We start from the raw sequence: 17078 nt of genomic DNA on the forward strand, positions 1-17078 counted from the left end.
CCCGGGGGCGTCCCCGGGGGCGGTGGGGTGGCTGCTGCGGTCACGGCGGGACTCCCTGTCGCTCGGTGACGGAAGGCCGGCCCGCCGCCCCGCGCGGGGGCCGGGCCGGGCGGGGCCCGCACCGGCGAAGGCGCCCCGCGATCGGGGCGCCTGAAGGTGCCGGCCGCCGGCCGCCGACGGGGTCAGCCCTCGGCGGCTGCCGGACGGCACGTTCCGGACCGCACGGCGCCGAGGGGCACCCACGGGACGGGACGTGCCGAACAGGCGGTCGGAACGGGACGTGCGGGACGGCGCGGCCGGGCGGTGTGGCCCGGACAGCGCGGTCAGGACAGGGTGTCCGCCGCGGTCGGCGAGCTGTCCCGGAGGAACTGGGTGCAGCGTTCGTACTCCTCCTGCTCGCCGATGGCGCCGGCCGCCCGGGCCAGGGCGTGCAGGGCGCGCAGGAAGCCGCGGTTGGGCTCGTGCTCGAACGGCACCGGGCCGTGCCCGCGCCAGCCGCTGCGCCGCAGCGCGTCCAGCCCCCGGTGGTAGCCGGTCCTGGCGTAGGCGTAGGACTCGACGGTCCGGCCCTCGCTGAACGCGTCGTCGGCGAGTTGTGCCCAGGCCAGCGAGGAGGCCGGGTACTTGGCCGCCACCTCGGCGGGGGCGGTGCCGGAAGCCAGCAGCTCGCGCGGCTCGGGATCGTCGGGCAGTTCGGTCGGGGGCGGGCCCCCGAGGAGATTCTCGTGCGTGACCATGGGGTCCAGTCTGCCTGGCCGGCCCGGCCGCGCCCAGTCGTCTCCCGAGCGCGGCCGGAAACCTCCGCCGGCGGCCGTCGCCGGCCGCCGGTGGCTCACTTCAGCCGGGTACCGGTGGAGCGCAGGTCGGCGCAGGCCTTGGTGATCCGCTCGGCCATGCCGGCCTCGGCGGACTTGCCCCAGCTGCGCGGGTCGTAGGTCTTCTTGTTGCCGACCTCGCCGTCGACCTTCAGCACCCCGTCGTAGTTGCGGAAGACGTGGTCCACGATCGGCCGGGTGAAGGCGTACTGGGTGTCGGTGTCCAGGTTCATCTTCACCACGCCGTTCTCCAGGGCGGTGCTGATCTCCTCGGCGGTGGAGCCGGAGCCGCCGTGGAAGACGAAGTCGAACGGGTTCTCCTTGCCGGTGGCCTCGGCGACGCCCCGCTGGAGGTCGCTGAGCAGCTCGGGACGGAGCACCACGTTGCCCGGCTTGTAGACGCCGTGCACGTTGCCGAAGGAGGCGGCCAGCAGGTAGCGGCCCCGCTCGCCGACGCCCAGCGCCTGGGCGGTCCGCAGCGCGTCGTCGACGGTGGTGTACAGCTCGTCGTTGATCTCGTGCGTGACGCCGTCCTCCTCGCCGCCGGTCGGGGTGATCTCCACCTCCAGCACGATCCGGGCGGCGGCGGCCTTGGTCAGCAGCTCGGCGGCGATCTCCAGGTTGTCGGCCAGGGTCTCGGCCGAGCCGTCCCACATGTGCGACTGGAAGAGCGGGTTGAGGCCCCGGTCCACCCGCTCCTGGGAGATGGCCAGCAGCGGACGGACATAGCCGTCCAGCTTGTCCTTGGGGCAGTGGTCGGTGTGCAGCGCCACGTTCACCGGGTACTTCTCGGCGACGATGTGCGCGAACTCGGCCAGCGCCTGGGCGCCGGAGACCATGTCCTTGTTGTACTGGCCGCCGAGGAACTCGGCCCCACCCGTGGAGATCTGGACGATGCCGTCGCTCTCCGCCTCGGCGAAGCCACGCAGCGCGGCGTGCAGGGTCTGCGTCGAGGTGACGTTGATGGCCGGGTAGGCGAACTTGCCGGCCTTCGCCCGGTCCAGCATCTCGTTGTAGACCTCGGGGGTCGCGATGGGCATCTGTCCGCTCCTTGGAGAAGAGTGTGCGAGGGGCTACTACTCGAAATCAGGAGACGTCTTCGTTGGCGTCCCGGGCGTCATCGACCGGCCTATCTTCCCAGACGGCGGCAGGCCGCCGTGACAGCCTGCCGCAGTTTCACGTGAAACCATGACGGTGCGTAGTCGCCGCAGGTCAGTCCAGGCCGAGATCGCTCAACGAGTACGCCGCGTAGTAGGGCAGGCCGGCCGCCTCGATCGCCGGCGCCGCGCCGCGCTCCACGATCACGGCCACGGCCACCACCTCGGCGCCGGCCTCGCGCAGCGCCTCGACGGCGGTCAGCACGGAGTTCCCGGTCGTCGAGGTGTCCTCCAGGGCCAGCACCCGGCGGCCGGCCACGTCCGGGCCCTCGATCCGCCGCTGGAGGCCGTGCGCCTTGCCGGCCTTGCGCACCACGAAGGCGTCCAGCCGCTCGCCCCGGGCCGCCGCCGCGTGCAGCATGGCCGCGGCCACCGGGTCGGCGCCCATGGTCAGCCCGCCGACCGCGTCGTAGTCCAACTCGCTGGTGAGGTCCAACATCGTCTGCCCGACCAGCGGGCCGGCCTCGCCGTCCAGGGCGACCCGACGCAGGTCGAGATAGCGGTCGCTCTCCTGTCCCGAGGAGAGGATCACCCGGCCGTGGACGACAGCCTTGTCCTTGATCTGCTGGAGCAGTTGTGCACGCGCGCTCATGCCCCCGAGCCTATGCCAGCCGCCAGGCCCACCGCGTCGAGACCTCCAGCGGCTCCAGCTCCGTGACCAGCCGCGGGTGGGTGTTGAGCCCGTTGGGCGGCCCGGACTGGGGCTCCACGCAGACCGCGTCCGCCGGCTCGTCGTAGACCACCACCCACTCGGCCCGGCTGCTCACGGTCAGCTCCAGCTGCTCCGGCCAGGTCAACGTCACCTCGACCCCGTCCGGCATGCCGAAGCAGTCGTCCCAGGGCCCCGGCTTGGGCTCCACCCGGTGCCCGGTGGGCAGGTGGTCGGCGCCGCGCTCCTCCTGCCACTCGGCGGTGAAGTCCAGCTCCACCGGCCGGCCGCCCTCGGTCAGCTGCCGCCGGAACCAGGGGTGCCAACCGGCCTGCGCCGGGAAGGAGTTGCCGGCCGTCTCCACCCCCAGGGTCAGGGTGACCGAGCCGCCGTCCTCGGCCAGCTCCACCAGCTGGGTGACCTGCCCCGGGTAGGGCCACGGGTCGGTCAGCTCGGTGACCAGCGCGACCGAGCGCTCGTCCACCCGCGCGGTCCGCCAGGCGCGGCCCCGGACCGTGCCGTGCATGGCGTGCGCCCCGGCGTCCACCGGCAGCTGGTGCTCCACGGTGCCGTTGCGGAACCTGCCCTGCCCCGTCCGACCACACCAGGGCGCCATCACGAAGGAGCCGTACCGCTCCCCCTGGCGGAGCAGTTCGAGGCCGCCGACCGACAGCGAGGAGATCCGCGCGCCCTGGTCGGGACGGACGGTCAACTCGGCATCGCCGGCGCGGAGTCGGATTCCACGTGCGGTGTCATCGGTGGTCACCCCACGACGATAACGATCTGATCTATGAAATGACTAATAGGCACGCCCCAACCGCCGCCCGCGTCGAGAGCGCTCTCCCGCGAGCCGGGCCACCGCGGCCCGGCGGCCCGCCGGCGGTCCGCGTCAGCGGCGGTGGCGGAGGGCGCGGTGGATGGCCACCGCCGAGGCGATGGCCAGCGCGGCGGCCGGCGCCGCCCAGCGCAGCAGCGCGCCGGAGCGAGCGCCCCCGCCGGGCGCCGGCTCGGGGGCGTACCGGCCGCGCGGTGGGGCGTGGTCGACCTCCTCCGCGCTGCGGCCGATCATCGTGCGCCGGGCGTGGTCCGCCTCCGGCGCCGGCAGCGTGCCGGCGGGCTCGGCCCGGTCCGGGTCGAGCGCCGGGGGGACGGCCTCGCCGGGCCGGCCGCCGGCCGCCGGCTCCGCGGCCGGCTCCGATGCGGCCGGCTCCACGGCGCCCTCCCGGGGCCGCTCGCCGACCGGCTCCGGCTCGGCCGACCGCCCGGCCGGCCCCACGCCCGAAGCGCCCGAAGCGCCCGTCGCGCCAGCGGCACCCGCCGGGCCGGCCGCCAGCCCGCCCCCGTCGGCCTCCGCCGCCGGCTGGGCCGGCGCGGCCGGCGGCGGAGGCGGCGGGCCCGCGTCCGGGCCTGGGCCGGGCGCGGCCGGAATGCCGGGGATGGCCCGCTCGTTGTCGTCCGGCTCGCCGATCCCGCCGGCCACCGGCGGCGGCTCGGCCTCCCCGGACAGCTCGTCGGCCAGCGCCGCGGCGAAACGATCCAGCAGCCGCCGGCCCGCCGACTCCCGCTGCTCGTGATCGAGTTCGGCGATCCGCCCGCTGCCGGTGAGCCGGCCCTCGATGGCCAACACGCAGCCAGCGCCGCCGTCCACCGGCCGCGGCCGGATCGTCAGCAGCAGGCTGACCTCGCCGTCGCCCCGCGCCTCGCCGCCCTCGGCCCGCACCACGCAGCCCGCGTCCGCCGAGCCGCTCCCGGCGGCCGGCCCCTCGATGGTGAGCGCGCCCCGGTAGGTGATGGTGGCGGAGCCGACGCGCAGCCGCAGCCGGCCGCGCAACTCGTCGGGGCCGGCGTCCCGGTCGGCCGGGGTGCCCGGTTGGGCCGGCTGGAGGCCGGGGACGCAACGGGCCACGCGTCGCGGCTCGGTGAAGGCGCTCAGGACGACAGCGGGGGCGTACGGGAGGTAGACCTCGTGCTCCATGGCGCGGAGCCTACCCACTGGGTGGCGCATATGTTCCCGGTCGGCCCATATGCACCGCGTGCCGCGGGCGCCGGCCCGCAGGAGAGCGCCGGCACCCGCTCGGCCGCGGCCCGCTGCCGCAGCAGCGCCTCGGTCCGCTCGTCGAGCGAGTCCACCGTCAGGGTGCAGGCCAGCAGCAGCGCCGTGACGCCCAGGGTGACCAGGGTGAGGCCGGTGCGGCTGGCCCGGCTGAGGTCGCCGCGGAAGAGCCAGAGCACCACCGCGCCGCCGGCAAGCGCGTTCACCGCGCCGGTCAGCAGCGCGGCGTTCAGATGGCCGAGCACGGGCAGCAGCAGGAAGGGGAAGGCGAGGCCGCCGAGCAGCGCGCCCACGTAGTCGGCGGCCGAGAGGTCGGCCACCGCGCGGCCGGCGTCCTGCGCCCTGATCCGCTGGATCATGGTCATCAGCAGCGGCATCTCGGCACCGATCAGCAGCCCGATGACCAGCGACAGCACCACCAGGATGGGCCGTACCTCGGCCGTCCAGAGGAAGGCCAGGTGCAGCAGGGTGGCCGAGCAGCCGCCGACCAGCGCCAACAGGGCCTCGATCAGCGCGAAGTTGACGGCGGCGCGGGCGCGCAGCCGTTTGGCGCCGAGCGAGCCGATGCCCATCGCGAAGACCATCGAGGAGAGCACGATGGAGGTCAGGGTGACCGTGTCGCCGACCAGGTAGTCGGCGAGGGCGATCAGCTCCAGCTCGTAGACCAGTCCGCAGGCCGCGCAGATGAAGACGGCGGCCAGCACCAGGGCCCGCCCCACGCCCGGTGACACCGGCAGCGCGGCCGAGGCGCCGCCCGCGCGCTCGGCTTCGGACGTCTCGATCATGAACCGAACGTTACGTCACACCCTGCACCCAACTTGTCACCCACAGGAGTGGATTTGGCCGTCGTCGGCATGGCGCGCAGCGCGCCGACCACCCGGGTCCTGGTGGCCACCAGCCGGCGCTCCTGCGGGTAGGAGTGCCAGGTGCGCCAGTGCACCTGGCCGTCCCGGCAGTGCGCCAGCAGGGCGGTGAACGCGTTGGGGTCGCCGGGGAACAACGCGGCGAGTCCGTGCGGGTGTTCCGCCACCAGCGCGAGCAACTCCTGCGCCCGGCCGGCGAACGAGCCGGCGCTGAGCGTCTCCACATGGGCGGCGAACTCGTAGTCGAACTCCCCGAGCCGGCGGGAAACCCCCAGCGGCAGCGGGGAGTTGTCCCCGGGCAGGCAGGCCACCGTCTCCGCGCACCGGCCCTGCTCGCTGTCGAGCAGCACCTGGTGTGAGGCCCCGAGAACCCGCAACTGGACAGCTGAATCCGCCAGTTCGAGGTCTAGAGTGGCCAGCGCCGGCTGTGGTCCGCACTCCAGCGACCAGGTCAGGTCGCCCGCCCGAGTGTCGGTGAAGGTGGTGTTAATGGTCGTCAGCATGATCCGCCCCCCGCTGTGACACGCAGTCGAGGGTGGTCCTGTGCGCCCTACCCTCCTCAGAGCAACACAACCACCGAACCACGGAACTCCCCACCTCCACAGGCGTTTTGCGCAAGTGCACAGTTTTTCCCCCGTCAGGGGACAGGGTAGGTCAGGTGTCCACTTTTCGGCCGCCCGGATATCGGACACTCGATGGTTGTCAACGCGCGGAGATCGGGGCGAATCGCCCCCGTTGGCCCCCGAATACTCCAACTCCTCGGTCACGAGCCGGCGTTCTTCACATCTCGGCTGCACAACGGTCACTCTGCGGCACTTGTTAGGACCTCCAACTGTGAGGAGGCTCTCGACAACTTCATCCCGATGTCATTCACCCGTGGAAGGCCAGACGATGACCCGATTCGGCAGAATGTCGAAGATCGTGGCCGCCGCCCTGGGAGGGACCCTCGTCCTTTCCGCATGTGGCGGTGGTGGCGACGACGACGACAACGACGACTCCAACGCCTCCGGCGGTGGCAACACGGTCACCTACGGCATGGCACAGCCCTGGGACAGCTACAACCAGACCACGGCCGGCGCCAACTCGGTGGCCAACGGCCAGGTCATGCACCAGGTCGTCGGCGGGTTCTGGCGCTTCGGCAACGAGGACGGTCAGCCGATACCCAACGAGGACTTCGGCACCTTCGAGCAGACCTCGGAGGACCCGCTGACCGTCGAGTACAACATCCACGAGGAAGCGGTCTGGTCGGACGGCACGCCGATCGACTGCGACGACATCATGATGTGGTGGACGTCGAACAGCGGCAACTTCGACGGGCTGTTCTCGTCGCCCGGCACCCAGGGCATCGAGGACACCGCGATGCCCGACTGCGCCCCCGGCGAGAAGTCCTTCACCCTGGTCTACGACCAGCCCTACGCCGACTGGCTGACCGCCGGCCCCGGCGGCGGCAACACCGCGATGATGCCGGCCCACGTGGTCGCCGAGCAGGGCGGCTTCGCCTCGCCCGAGGAGTTCCTCACCGCGCTCCAGGGCGACGACCCGGCGCCGCTCGAGGAGGCCGCCGCCTTCTTCAACGAGGGCTGGCTGATCAACAACGAGCTGCCCGACCCGGCCCTGATCCCGGCCTCCGGCCCGTACGTGATCACCGACTACACCGCCAACCAGTCGGTCACCCTCAGCCGGAACGAGGCGTACTGGGGCGAGCCGGCCGCGGCCGACTCCATCGTGATCCGGTTCGTCGCCGAGCCGGAGCAGGTGCAGGCGCTGCAGAACGGCGAGGTGGACATCATCGAGCCGCAGCCGACCGTCGACATGGCGGAGCAGATCGCCGCGGCCAGCGGCCTGGAGTCCGAGGTGGCCGAGGAGTACACCTACGAGCACCTGGACTTCAACTTCAACGACGGTCCGTTCGCCGACTCGCTGGAGCTGCGGCAGGCGTTCGCGCTCTGCGTGCCCTACCAGACCCTGATCGACAACCTGATCGCGCCGGTGGTGCCGGACGCCACCGTCAAGCAGGTCCGCAACGTGGCGCCCTGGGACGCGGGCTACCAGGAGGCCGTCGACGCCTCCGCCGAGACGCTGGAGACCTACGGCGTCACCGACATCGAGCGCTCCCGGCAGATGCTGGAGGAGCTGGACGCGGTCGGCACCCCGGTGGTGCTGGGCACCCTGGAGAACCAGCGCCGTAACGACGCCGGTCTGCTGATCCAGAGCTCCTGCAACGAGGCCGGCTTCGAGGTCGACTTCCAGCCGGCGGCCGACTTCTTCGACACCACGGGCGCGCTCTCCGAGGGCCGCTTCGACGTGGCCATGTACGCCTGGTCCGGGTCGCCCGACCGCTCCGGCTGGAACTCCACCTACCGGACCGTGGGCGAGTGCACCGCGGACGGCAAGGGCAACAACAACGGCTGCTACTCCAACGAGGAGCTGGACCAGCTGCTGGACGACGTGCTGCGCACCGGCGTGCTGGAGGAGGCCGTCGACATCACGGCCCAGATCGAGGCGCACCTCTGGGAGAACATGGTGACCATCCCGCTGTACCAGCACCCGGGCATCACCGCCTGGAACAGCCAGGTCTCCAACGTGATCCCGAACCCGTCGCAGAACGGCATCGTCTGGAACGCCCAGACGTGGAGCAAGAGCTGACGAGGTGAGCACCGCGCGACGCGCCCCGCGTCGCGCGGCCACCGCTGAGTGACCGCCAACGGCACCATCGTCGCGCCGCGTTGAACGGGGGCGCCGCGGGGCCGGGAACGAAAGCGTCCCGGCCCCGCGTCTCGTACCCGGCAGTGCGCGGCCGTCCTTCCCGTCCCCCCTCCGAAGCTCCCCCACCCTCGTGAATCTCAGGAGTCAGCGCCATGCTCGTCTTCATCGCGCGGCGGCTCTTCATCTCGGTCTGGGTCTTCCTCGCCTCCACGGTCGTGGTGTTCTATCTCGCGACCCGCATCCGTGATCCGCTGGCCGAAGCCAGGCAGCTCCCGGACGGCGCGCGCGAGGCGGCCATGGCCGAGATATCCGAGCGCATGCATCTCGACGACCCGGTCATCGCCCGCTACTTCCGTTGGTTGGGCGACGTCCTCACCGGCGACCTCGGCGTCGACCGGCAGGGCCAGAGCGTCAACGCCATGCTGGAAACCGCGTTCTCCGCGACCCTCCAGCTGATCACCGGCGCCACCGTGCTGGCCATCGTCATCGGCATCGCGGTCGGTGTCGTCTCCGCGCTGCGGCAGTACACGGCGCTGGACCAGACCGTCACCTTCGTCGCCTTCATCTGCTTCTCGCTGCCGCTCTTCTGGGTCGGCACCCTCCTCAAGCAGTTCCTCGCCCTCGACTTCAACGACTGGCTCGCCGACCCGACCATCTCCCCGGTCTTCATCGGGGGGATCTCGCTGCTCGTTGGCCTGGCCTGCGGCTCGGTCGTGGTCGGTGACCGGCGCAGCCGGCTGGTCGCGTTCGGCGGCTCGACCGGCGCGATGGCGGTGCTGCTCGCGGTGCTGTCGGCCACCGAGTGGTTCGCCGACCCGGGGCTCGGCCCCGTGGTGATCGCGCTGACCGCCGCGGGCGCCGCGCTGGGCTTCACCACGCTGGTCAGCGGCCTGGAGTGGCTGCCGCCGCTGAAGGCCGCGCTGACCACCGCCGGCATCGGCGTGGTCGCCGCGCTGACCCTGCAACCGGTCCTGAAGGACCCGGAGTTGGTCACCATCATCGGCCTGGCCCTGCTGACCGTCGCGGTCAGCGGCGCGGTCGGCTGGTACTTCGGCGGCGAGCTGTACCGACGGTCGGCGGTGCCGGCCTCGGTGCTTACCGGCCTCTTCACCGGCGCGGTGATCTTCACCGACCGGATGCTGCAGTCGTTCGCCGACTACAGCGACTCGGTCGGCGGCCGGCCGATCTCCACGATCGGCGCCGAGACGCCCAACTACACGGGCACCTTCTGGGAGTCGGGGCTGGACTCGGCGGGCCACCTGGCGCTGCCGACGCTGGCCCTGGTGCTGATCTCGCTGGCGAGCTACACGCGTTACACCCGCGCCAGCATGCTGGAGGTGATGAACCAGGACTACGTCCGCACCGGCCGCGCCAAGGGGCTGAGCGAGCGGGCGGTCGTCACCCGGCACGTGCTGCGCAACGGCCTGATTCCGATCACCACGCTGGTCGCCTACGACATCGGCACCATCGTCGGCGGGGCGGTGCTCACCGAGGAGGTCTTCGGCTGGTCGGCGATGGGGTCCCTGTTGTTCCGGGGTATCGAGCAGGGCGACCCCATGCCCATCATGGCCTTCTTCCTCGTGGCCGGTGGGGCGATCGTGGTCTTCAACATGGTCGCCGACATCGTCTACGCGTTCCTCGACCCTCGCATCCGGTTGTCGTAAAGGAGACTGACCATGACGCGAAACGCGGAGAGCGGGGCGGCGAAGACACCGGACGCCCCACCCGGGAGCGCCGCGGCCCAGACGGCGGCGGCGCACGGGATGAACGTGGTCGCCCGCTCGCAGGGGCAGTTGGTACGGCGCCGGTTCTTCCGGCACAAGGGCGCCCTGGCCGGCATGGTGCTGTTCTTCCTGGTGGTGGTCCTCGCGGTGACCAGCATCGGCGCCGGCTTCATCCCCGGCTGGTGGGACAAGGAGCCGACCACCACCGGCTCGGTCGTCGACGGCGGCCGGCCGACCCTGTCGCTGCTGCCGGAGTTCCTCGGCGGCGGCGGGGTACACCTGGGCGAGCACCCGTTCGGCCAGGACAACGTGGGCCGCGACTACTTCGCGCTCACCATGCGCGGCGCCCAGGTGTCGCTGCTGATCGCGGTGATCGTCGGCCTGGTGGCCACCCTGGTGGGCACCGTGATCGGCGCGCTGGCCGGCTACTTCCGTGGCTGGACCGAGTCCGTGCTGATGCGGGTCACCGACGTGGTGATCGCCGTGCCGACGCTGCTGCTGGCCGGCCTGATCGGGGTGATCGTCGCGGGCAAGGGCGTGTTGCTGTTCGCGGTCTTCCTCGGCCTGTGCATGTGGACGCAGATCGCCCGGCTGGTGCGGGGCGAGGTGCTCTCGCTGCGCGAGAAGGAGTACGTGGAGGCGGCCCGTTCGGTGGGCACCTCCGCCGGCCGGATCATCTTCAAGCACGTGCTGCCCAACACCGTGGGCATCATCATCGTGTCGGCGACGCTGACCATCGCCGGCGCGGTGCTGACCGAGTCGGCGCTGTCCTTCCTCAACCTGGGCGTCCGCCCGCCGGACACCTCGCTGGGCCGGCTGATCACCGACTACCGGACGGCGTTGGGGACCCGCCCCTGGCTCTTCTACTGGCCGGGCGGCTTCATCATCGCCATCGCGCTGTCGGTGAACTTCATCGGCGACGGCCTGCGCGACGCCTTCGACCCCCGACAGACCCGGGTGCGTGACTGATGTCCCTGACTCCTCCCATCAACACTCCGGCGAGCCCCACCCCGCCAGGCGAGGCGGCGGTGACCGAGGCGGCCGAAGATGTGCACACGGCCCACACCCTGGCCGACGCCGAGCCGCCGTCCGACGAGGAGATCCTGGCCGTCGAGGATTTGACGGTCGAGTTCCCCACCGACGACGGCGCGGTGCAGGCCGTGCGCGGCCTCAGCTACCGGCTACGGGCCCGCGAGGTGCTCGGCATCGTGGGCGAGTCGGGCTCCGGCAAGTCCGTCTCCTCGATGGCGATCATGGGTCTGCTGCCCAAGTCGGCCCGGATCCGCGGCTCGATCAGGTACCGCGGCACCGAGCTGCTGGGGCTGCGGCCCAAGCAGCAGCGGGCGCTGCGCGGCCGGCGGATCGCGATGATCTTCCAGGACCCGATGACCTCGCTCAACCCGGTGCGCAGCATCGGCGACCAGCTGGCCGAGGCGGTGCTGGCGCACCATCTGGTGCCGCGCCGGCAGGCGTTGGCGCGGGCCAGGGAGATGCTGGACCTGGTCGGCATCCCGCAGGCGGAGAAGCGGTTGCGGGCCTACCCGCACGAGTTCTCCGGCGGCATGCGGCAGCGGGTGATGATCGCGATGGCGATCATCAACGACCCGGACGTGATCATCGCGGACGAGCCGACCACGGCGCTGGACGTGACCGTCCAGGCGCAGATCCTGGAGAAGCTCCTGGAGGTCAAGGACGAGGTCAACGCGGCGATCCTGATGATCACCCACGACCTCGGCGTGATCGCCGGCATGGCGCACCGGACGCTGGTGATGTACGCCGGCAAGCCGGTCGAGGTGGCCGGCACCGACCAGGTCTTCTACGAGCCCCGGATGCCGTACACCGCCGGCCTGTTGGGCTCCATACCGGCGTTGGACGGCGACCGGGACGCGCGGCTGCGGCCGATCGGCGGCAGCCCGCCGTCGCTGATCCAGCTGCCGGTCGGCTGCCCGTTCTCGCCGCGCTGCCCGCTGGCGACGGACGAGTGCCGGACCGACGAGCCGGCGCTGGCCGAGGTCGGCGACGGCCACCTGGCCGCCTGCCACCACCACGAGCGACTGGCCGAGGCCGAGGACGCGACGGCGTTCTTCCGCACCGCAGAGGAGGGCCGATGACGACGACCGAGATGGCGAAGGAGGCGCCCGGCGCCGACCGGGAACTGCTGCGGGTGACCGACCTGGTGGTCAACTTCCCGGTGCGCGGCGGTGGTCTGGTGCGCCGGGTGACCGGCCAGGTCCAGGCGGTCAGCGGGGTGTCGTTCGCGGTGTCCCAGGGCGAGACGCTGGGCGTGGTCGGCGAGTCCGGCTGCGGCAAGTCGACGACCGGGCGCGCGGTGCTCCAGCTGATCAGGCCGACCTCGGGCTCGGTCACCTTCGACGGGCAGGAGATCACCGGGCTGAAGGCGCGCGAGCTGCGCCCGGTGCAGCGCAAGGCCGGCATGGTCTTCCAGGACCCGTACGCCTCGCTCAACCCGAAGCTGCCGGTGAACGACATCATCGCCGAGCCGCTGAAGGTACAGGGGCTGTGGCGGGACGGCGGCAAGGCCCGGGTGGCCGAGCTGCTGGAGCTGGTCGGGCTCAGCCCCGAGCACGGCAACCGCTACCCGCACGAGTTCTCCGGCGGGCAGCGGCAGCGGATCGGCATCGCCCGGGCGCTGGCCCTGGAGCCGAAGCTGCTGGTGCTGGACGAGCCGGTCTCGGCGCTCGACGTCTCGGTCCAGGCCGGGGTGGTCAACCTACTGGAGGACCTGCAGGAACGGCTGGGCGTGGCCTACGTGTTCATCGCCCACGACCTGTCGGTGGTGCGCCACATCTCCGACCGGGTGGCGGTGATGTACCTGGGCAAGGTGGTGGAGACCGGCACCAGGGACGAGGTGTACGAGCGGCCCTCGCACCCGTACACCCAGGCGCTGCTGTCGGCGGCCCCGCTGGCCGACCCGCGGCGGGAGCGGGAGCGGCGGCGCACGGTGCTCACCGGCGACGTGCCCAGCCCGCTCGACCCGCCGAGCGGCTGCCGGTTCCGCACCCGCTGCTGGAAGGCGCGGGACATCTGCGCCACCGAGGAGCCGGAGCTGCGCGACCGGGGCACCGGGCACCCGGTGGCCTGTCACTTCGCCGACGAGGACGGCACGCCGGTGGCCGAGGCGGCGGCCGACGCGACGTCCGACTGAGGACCGTCCCGTTTCCGGGGTGTGGCGCCGGCCGGCGCCACACCCCGGGAACGGCCGGTCACTCCTCGCCCAGCAGCTCCTCGACCCGGCGGACCTTGGCGGTCAGCCCGTCCGTCACGCCCGGCCTGATGTCGGCCTTGAGCACCAGGCTGACCCGCCCGGCCCTGGCCTCGACGGCCGCCACGGCGTCCCTGACCACGGCCATCACCTCGTCCCAGGAGCCCTCGACCGAGGTGAACATGGCGTCGGTGCGGTAGGGCAGCCCGCTGTCGCGCACCACCCGCACCGCCTCGGCGACCTGCTCGCCGACGTCCTCGCCGACGCCGATCGGGGTCACCGAGAAGGCGACGATCACTCCGGGCTCCGGTCGTTCCCGGTGCCCTCGGCGTTCTCGGCGTTCTCGGCGTCGCCCGCGCTGTCGGCGCTGTCGGCGCTGTCGGTCCGGTCGGCGGTCCCGGCGCCGTTCGGGTCGCGCGGCTCGGCGTCGGTGTTCGCCGGCTCGCCGTCGGCCGACTCGGCGGCGTCCTCGGCCGGGCCGATCCGCTCGGTCAGCCACTTGTCGAACTCCATGCCGGCGCGCACCCAGCTGACCACGCTCGCCACGAAGTGGTCGAAGCCGACCCCGGCCCCCAGCAGCATGTGCACGTCACCGACGAGCCGGACGGTGCCGTCGTCGTTGGTGTGCGTGTAGACCTTGGGCCAGAGCGTGGTGTGGTTCCACTCGTCCACGCTCTCCAGCAGCTGGGGCTTGTCGTCCAGCGTGTGCGGGCGGGCGTAGAACGTCCGCACCGAGAGCACGCGCTGCTGCTTCTCACCGCGGAACATGAAGTAGGTGCGGAACTGCTTCCAGGGCGCGACCAGGTCGCCCTGCTTGTCCACCACGTACTTCAGCTGCATCCGGTCGAGCAGCTGCTTGACCAGCTCCTGGTTCGGCATGATCGGGCCGGTCGGCTTGGTCGCCTTCGGCTGACCATCCTGCTGGCCAGCGCCACGCTCCTGCTCCGGCTTGCTGGGCCGCCCTCCGAAGTTCGGGATGGCGGACGGGTCAACGGACACGGGGTGGTCCCTTCGTACGGATTAGCGGGCAGCCCCATCCTCCCCCACCACCGCCCCCGCCCGGCAAGCAGCAGGAAGGGGGCATGTGCACGCAAGATCCACGCCGGGCCCGCGCCGGGGCGCGCGGACCAGCCCGCGCGCCCCTCGCCGGCGGCGGCTACGCCTGCTCCACCCCGGCCGGCCCCGGCTCCGCCCCGGCGGCACCCGGCCCCGGCCCGGCCGCGCCCGGCTCCGCCGGCACCGCCTCGACCGTGAGGTCGCCGTCCAGCGCGGCGTCCACCCGGACCGTGTCGCCGTCCCGCACCTCGCCGGCGAGGATCCGGCGGGCCAGCGGGTCGCCGACGGCCGTCTGCACCAGCCGGCGCAGCGGCCGGGCGCCGTAGGCCGGGTCGTGCCCCTGGAGCGCCAGCCACTCCAGCGCCAGCTCGGTGACCTCCAGCGTCAGCCGCCGCTCGGCCAGCCGCCGTTGCAGGGCGCCCACCTGGAGCCGGGCGATCCGCCCCAGCTCGGCGCTGCTCAACGGCTGGAAGACCACCAGGTCGTCCAGGCGGTTGAGGAACTCGGGCCGGAACGCGGCGCGCACCGCCGCCAGCACCTCCTCCCGCCGCTGCTCCGGCTTGGCCAGCGGGTCGGTCAGATGCTGGCTGCCCAGGTTCGAGGTGAGCACCAGGATGGTGTTGCGGAAGTCCACCGTGCGGCCCTGACCGTCCGTCAGCCGGCCGTCGTCCAACACCTGGAGCAGTACGTCGAAGACCTCCGGGTGCGCCTTCTCCACCTCGTCCAGCAGCACCACCGTGTACGGGCGGCGGCGCACCGCCTCGGTCAGCTGGCCGCCCTCCTCGTACCCGACGTAGCCGGGCGGGGCGCCCACCAGCCGGGCCACCGAGTGCTTCTCGGCGTACTCGCTCATGTCCAGCCGGACCATGGCCCGCTCGTCGTCGAAGAGGAAGTCGGCCAACGCCTTGGCCAGCTCCGTCTTGCCGACGCCGGTCGGGCCGAGGAAGAGGAACGAGCCGGTCGGCCGGTCCGGGTCGGCCACCCCGGCCCGGGCCCTGCGCACCGCGTCGGAGACCGCGCGGACCGCCTCGTCCTGCCCGATCAGCCGGCGCCCCAGCTCCTCCTCCATCCGCAGCAGCTTCTCCGTCTCGCCCTCCAGCAGCCGGCCGGCCGGGATGCCCGTCCAGGAGGCGACCACGTCGGCGATCTCGTCCGGACCGACCTCCTCCTTGACCATGGTGTCCTGCTTGGCCGCCGCCTCGGCCGCCGAGGCGTCCGCCAACTCCCGCTCCAGCGCCGGGATCTCGCCGTAGAGCAGCTTGGAGGCCGCCTCGAAGTCGCCCTCCCGCTGCGCGCGCTCGGCGACCCCCCTGGTCTCGTCCAGCCGCTCCTTCAGCTCACCCACCCGGTTGAGGCCCTGCTTCTCCTTCTCCCAGCGGGCGGTCAGCCCGCGCAGCTCCTCCTCCCGGTCCGCCAGCTCCCGGCGGAGCCGGGCCAGCCGCTCCCGGGAGGAGACGTCCGACTCGTTGGCGAGCGCCAGCTCCTCCATCCGCAGCCGGTCCACCGCGCGCTGCAGCTCGTCGATCTCCACCGGCGAGGAGTCGATCTCCATCCGCAGCCGGGAGGCGGCCTCGTCCACCAGGTCGATCGCCTTGTCCGGCAGGAACCGCGAGGTGATGTACCGGTCCGACAGGGTGGCGGCGGCCACCAGCGCGCCGTCCGCGATCTGCACCTTGTGGTGCGCCTCGTAGCGGCCCTTGAGCCCGCGCAGGATGGCGATCGAGTCGGCCACGCCGGGCTCGGCGACCAGCACCTGCTGGAACCTCCGCTCCAGCGCCGCGTCCTTCTCGATCCGCTCCCGGTACTCGTCCAGCGTGGTGGCGCCCACCATCCGCAGCTCGCCGCGGGCCAACATCGGCTTGAGCATGTTGCCCGCGTCCATCGCGGAGTCCGCGCCGGCGCCCGCGCCGACCATGGTGTGCAGCTCGTCGATGAAGGTGATGATCTGGCCGTCGCTCGACCTGATCTCGCCCAGCACGGTCTTCAGCCGCTCCTCGAACTCCCCCCGGTACTTGGCGCCCGCCACCATGGCGCCCAGGTCGAGCGCGACCAGCCGCTTGTCCTTGAGCGACTCCGGCACGTCGCCCTTGATGATCCGCTGGGCCAGCCCCTCCACCACGGCGGTCTTGCCCACCCCGGGCTCGCCGATCAGCACCGGGTTGTTCTTGGTGCGGCGGGAGAGCACCTGCACCACCCGGCGGATCTCGTGGTCGCGCCCGATCACCGGGTCCAGCCGGCCCTCCCTGGCCGCCGCCGTGAGGTCGGTGCCGAACTTCTCCAGCGCCTTGTACGTCCCCTCCGGGTCGGCCGAGGTGACCCGGCGCTCGCCCCTGGACTTCTGGAACGCGGCGGCCAGCGCGCGGTCCCCCGCGCCCTGCGCGGTGAGCAGCTCGCCGGCCTGGCCGCCCCGGGCCGCCAGACCGATCAGCAGGTGCTCGGTGGAGACGAAGGTGTCCGCCAGCTGCTCGGCGCGCGCCTGCGCGTCGGCCAGCACGGCGAGCAGCTCCCGGTTCGGCTGCGGCCTGGCCACGGAGGCGCCGCGCACGCTCGGCAGCTGGCCGAGCAGCCGCTCGGCACCGGCCCGCAGCGCGGCCTGGTCGGCCTCGACGGCGGCCAGCAGATCCTGGATGTTCTCGTTGTCCCGGCCGGTGAGCAGGGCCAACAGCAGGTGCTCCGACGTGATGTCCGGATGCCCCTCGGTGAGCGCGCGCTGGCTGGCCGCGCTGATGGCGTCCCGACTTCTGTTGGTCAACTCGGCGTTCACTTCGCGGTACTCCTCCCGATCCCACCACTGGGCACACCCCGGGGACGGGGCGCGCCCGGCCCTGCCAG

At 72.5% G+C, this 17078-nt stretch carries 13 protein-coding genes and 2 pseudogenes; 5 read left to right on the forward strand and 10 right to left on the reverse strand.

The features are described from left to right. Positions 1 to 323 precede the first annotated feature (323 nt). From RM844_RS27950 to RM844_RS27980, 7 genes and pseudogenes are all read right to left on the reverse strand, one after another. Entirely contained in the window at positions 324 to 737 is a 414-nt protein-coding gene (locus tag RM844_RS27950) for a DUF3151 domain-containing protein (protein ID WP_311670189.1), read from the reverse strand. Positions 738 to 832: 95 nt separating this feature from the next. Beyond that, complete coding sequence (fbaA, locus tag RM844_RS27955; RefSeq protein WP_311670190.1) at positions 833 to 1855, reverse strand: class II fructose-bisphosphate aldolase; 1023 nt, start codon at positions 1853 to 1855, stop codon at positions 833 to 835. A 172-nt stretch (positions 1856 to 2027) separates the two neighbouring features. After that, positions 2028 to 2564 carry an orotate phosphoribosyltransferase gene (gene pyrE / locus RM844_RS27960; RefSeq protein WP_311670191.1) on the reverse strand — a complete coding sequence of 179 codons (537 nt, stop codon included), beginning with the start codon at positions 2562 to 2564 and terminating at the stop codon, positions 2028 to 2030. Between the two features lie 10 nt (positions 2565 to 2574). Then, positions 2575 to 3387 (reverse strand): aldose epimerase family protein, encoded by an 813-nt coding sequence (locus tag RM844_RS27965; RefSeq protein WP_311670192.1) that lies wholly within the window; start codon positions 3385 to 3387, stop codon positions 2575 to 2577. 123 nt (positions 3388 to 3510) lie between these two features. After that, on the reverse strand, positions 3511 to 4596 hold the full coding sequence (locus RM844_RS27970; protein ID WP_311670193.1) for an SRPBCC family protein: 1086 nt from the start codon (positions 4594 to 4596) through the stop codon (positions 3511 to 3513). A 140-nt stretch (positions 4597 to 4736) separates the two neighbouring features. After that, positions 4737 to 5459 (reverse strand): annotated as a pseudogene (locus RM844_RS27975) (spermidine synthase); the annotation flags it as partial. After that, positions 5456 to 6040 (reverse strand): DUF2617 family protein, encoded by a 585-nt coding sequence (locus RM844_RS27980; RefSeq protein WP_311670194.1) that lies wholly within the window; start codon positions 6038 to 6040, stop codon positions 5456 to 5458. The gene RM844_RS27980 and the pseudogene RM844_RS27975, both read right to left, overlap by 4 nt. A 406-nt stretch (positions 6041 to 6446) precedes the next feature. On the opposite strand from RM844_RS27980, the gene RM844_RS27985 reads away from it, so the two are divergent. The 5 genes from RM844_RS27985 (at position 6447) to RM844_RS28005 (ending at position 13133) form a co-directional block, all read left to right on the forward strand. Beyond that, entirely contained in the window at positions 6447 to 8183 is a 1737-nt protein-coding gene (locus RM844_RS27985) for an ABC transporter family substrate-binding protein (protein ID WP_311670195.1), read from the forward strand. A gap of 212 nt (positions 8184 to 8395) precedes the next feature. Further along, positions 8396 to 9907, forward strand: a complete 1512-nt coding sequence (locus RM844_RS27990; RefSeq protein WP_311670196.1) for an ABC transporter permease — start codon at positions 8396 to 8398, stop codon at positions 9905 to 9907. 12 nt (positions 9908 to 9919) lie between these two features. Beyond that, positions 9920 to 10936 carry an ABC transporter permease gene (locus RM844_RS27995; protein WP_311670197.1) on the forward strand — a complete coding sequence of 339 codons (1017 nt, stop codon included), beginning with the start codon at positions 9920 to 9922 and terminating at the stop codon, positions 10934 to 10936. Next, positions 10936 to 12078: an ABC transporter ATP-binding protein gene (locus RM844_RS28000; RefSeq protein ID WP_311670198.1), complete on the forward strand. Its 1143-nt coding sequence runs from the start codon at positions 10936 to 10938 to the stop codon at positions 12076 to 12078. Before RM844_RS27995 ends, RM844_RS28000 begins: the two co-directional genes overlap by 1 nt. After that, positions 12075 to 13133: an ABC transporter ATP-binding protein gene (locus RM844_RS28005; protein ID WP_311670199.1), complete on the forward strand. Its 1059-nt coding sequence runs from the start codon at positions 12075 to 12077 to the stop codon at positions 13131 to 13133. The genes RM844_RS28000 and RM844_RS28005 overlap by 4 nt, the downstream gene beginning before the upstream one ends. 58 nt (positions 13134 to 13191) lie before the next feature. On the opposite strand, the gene RM844_RS28010 is transcribed toward RM844_RS28005, so the two are convergent. The 3 genes and pseudogenes from RM844_RS28010 to clpB all read right to left on the reverse strand — a co-directional run bounded on the left by RM844_RS28010 (position 13192) and on the right by clpB (position 17010). Further along, positions 13192 to 13488 carry an MTH1187 family thiamine-binding protein gene (locus RM844_RS28010; protein WP_311670200.1) on the reverse strand — a complete coding sequence of 99 codons (297 nt, stop codon included), beginning with the start codon at positions 13486 to 13488 and terminating at the stop codon, positions 13192 to 13194. Positions 13489 to 13622: 134 nt separating this feature from the next. Beyond that, a pseudogene (locus RM844_RS28015) lies at positions 13623 to 14189 on the reverse strand (YbjN domain-containing protein); the annotation flags it as partial. A gap of 157 nt (positions 14190 to 14346) precedes the next feature. Next, the gene (gene clpB / locus RM844_RS28020; protein ID WP_311670201.1) at positions 14347 to 17010 is read right to left on the reverse strand and encodes an ATP-dependent chaperone ClpB; all 2664 of its coding nucleotides are present in this window, start codon (positions 17008 to 17010) and stop codon (positions 14347 to 14349) included. Between the last annotated feature and the right edge of the window lie 68 nt (positions 17011 to 17078).

The sequence above is a fragment of the Streptomyces chisholmiae genome (assembly GCF_031845445.1).
GTDB lineage: Bacteria > Actinomycetota > Actinomycetes > Streptomycetales > Streptomycetaceae > Streptomyces > Streptomyces chisholmiae.

What these genes read in the sequence shown, in the direction of transcription:
- RM844_RS27950 (WP_311670189.1), bottom strand. Translation starts at nt 737, where the DNA reads ATGGTCACGCACGAGAATCTCCTCGGGGGCCCGCCCCCGACCGAACTG.
- fbaA (WP_311670190.1), bottom strand. Translation starts at nt 1,855, where the DNA reads ATGCCCATCGCGACCCCCGAGGTCTACAACGAGATGCTGGACCGGGCG.
- pyrE (WP_311670191.1), bottom strand. Translation starts at nt 2,564, where the DNA reads ATGAGCGCGCGTGCACAACTGCTCCAGCAGATCAAGGACAAGGCTGTC.
- RM844_RS27970 (WP_311670193.1), bottom strand. Translation starts at nt 4,596, where the DNA reads ATGGAGCACGAGGTCTACCTCCCGTACGCCCCCGCTGTCGTCCTGAGC.
- RM844_RS27980 (WP_311670194.1), bottom strand. Translation starts at nt 6,040, where the DNA reads ATGCTGACGACCATTAACACCACCTTCACCGACACTCGGGCGGGCGAC.
- RM844_RS27985 (WP_311670195.1), top strand. Translation starts at nt 6,447, where the DNA reads ATGTCGAAGATCGTGGCCGCCGCCCTGGGAGGGACCCTCGTCCTTTCC.
- RM844_RS27990 (WP_311670196.1), top strand. Translation starts at nt 8,396, where the DNA reads ATGCTCGTCTTCATCGCGCGGCGGCTCTTCATCTCGGTCTGGGTCTTC.
- RM844_RS27995 (WP_311670197.1), top strand. Translation starts at nt 9,920, where the DNA reads ATGACGCGAAACGCGGAGAGCGGGGCGGCGAAGACACCGGACGCCCCA.
- RM844_RS28000 (WP_311670198.1), top strand. Translation starts at nt 10,936, where the DNA reads ATGTCCCTGACTCCTCCCATCAACACTCCGGCGAGCCCCACCCCGCCA.
- RM844_RS28005 (WP_311670199.1), top strand. Translation starts at nt 12,075, where the DNA reads ATGACGACGACCGAGATGGCGAAGGAGGCGCCCGGCGCCGACCGGGAA.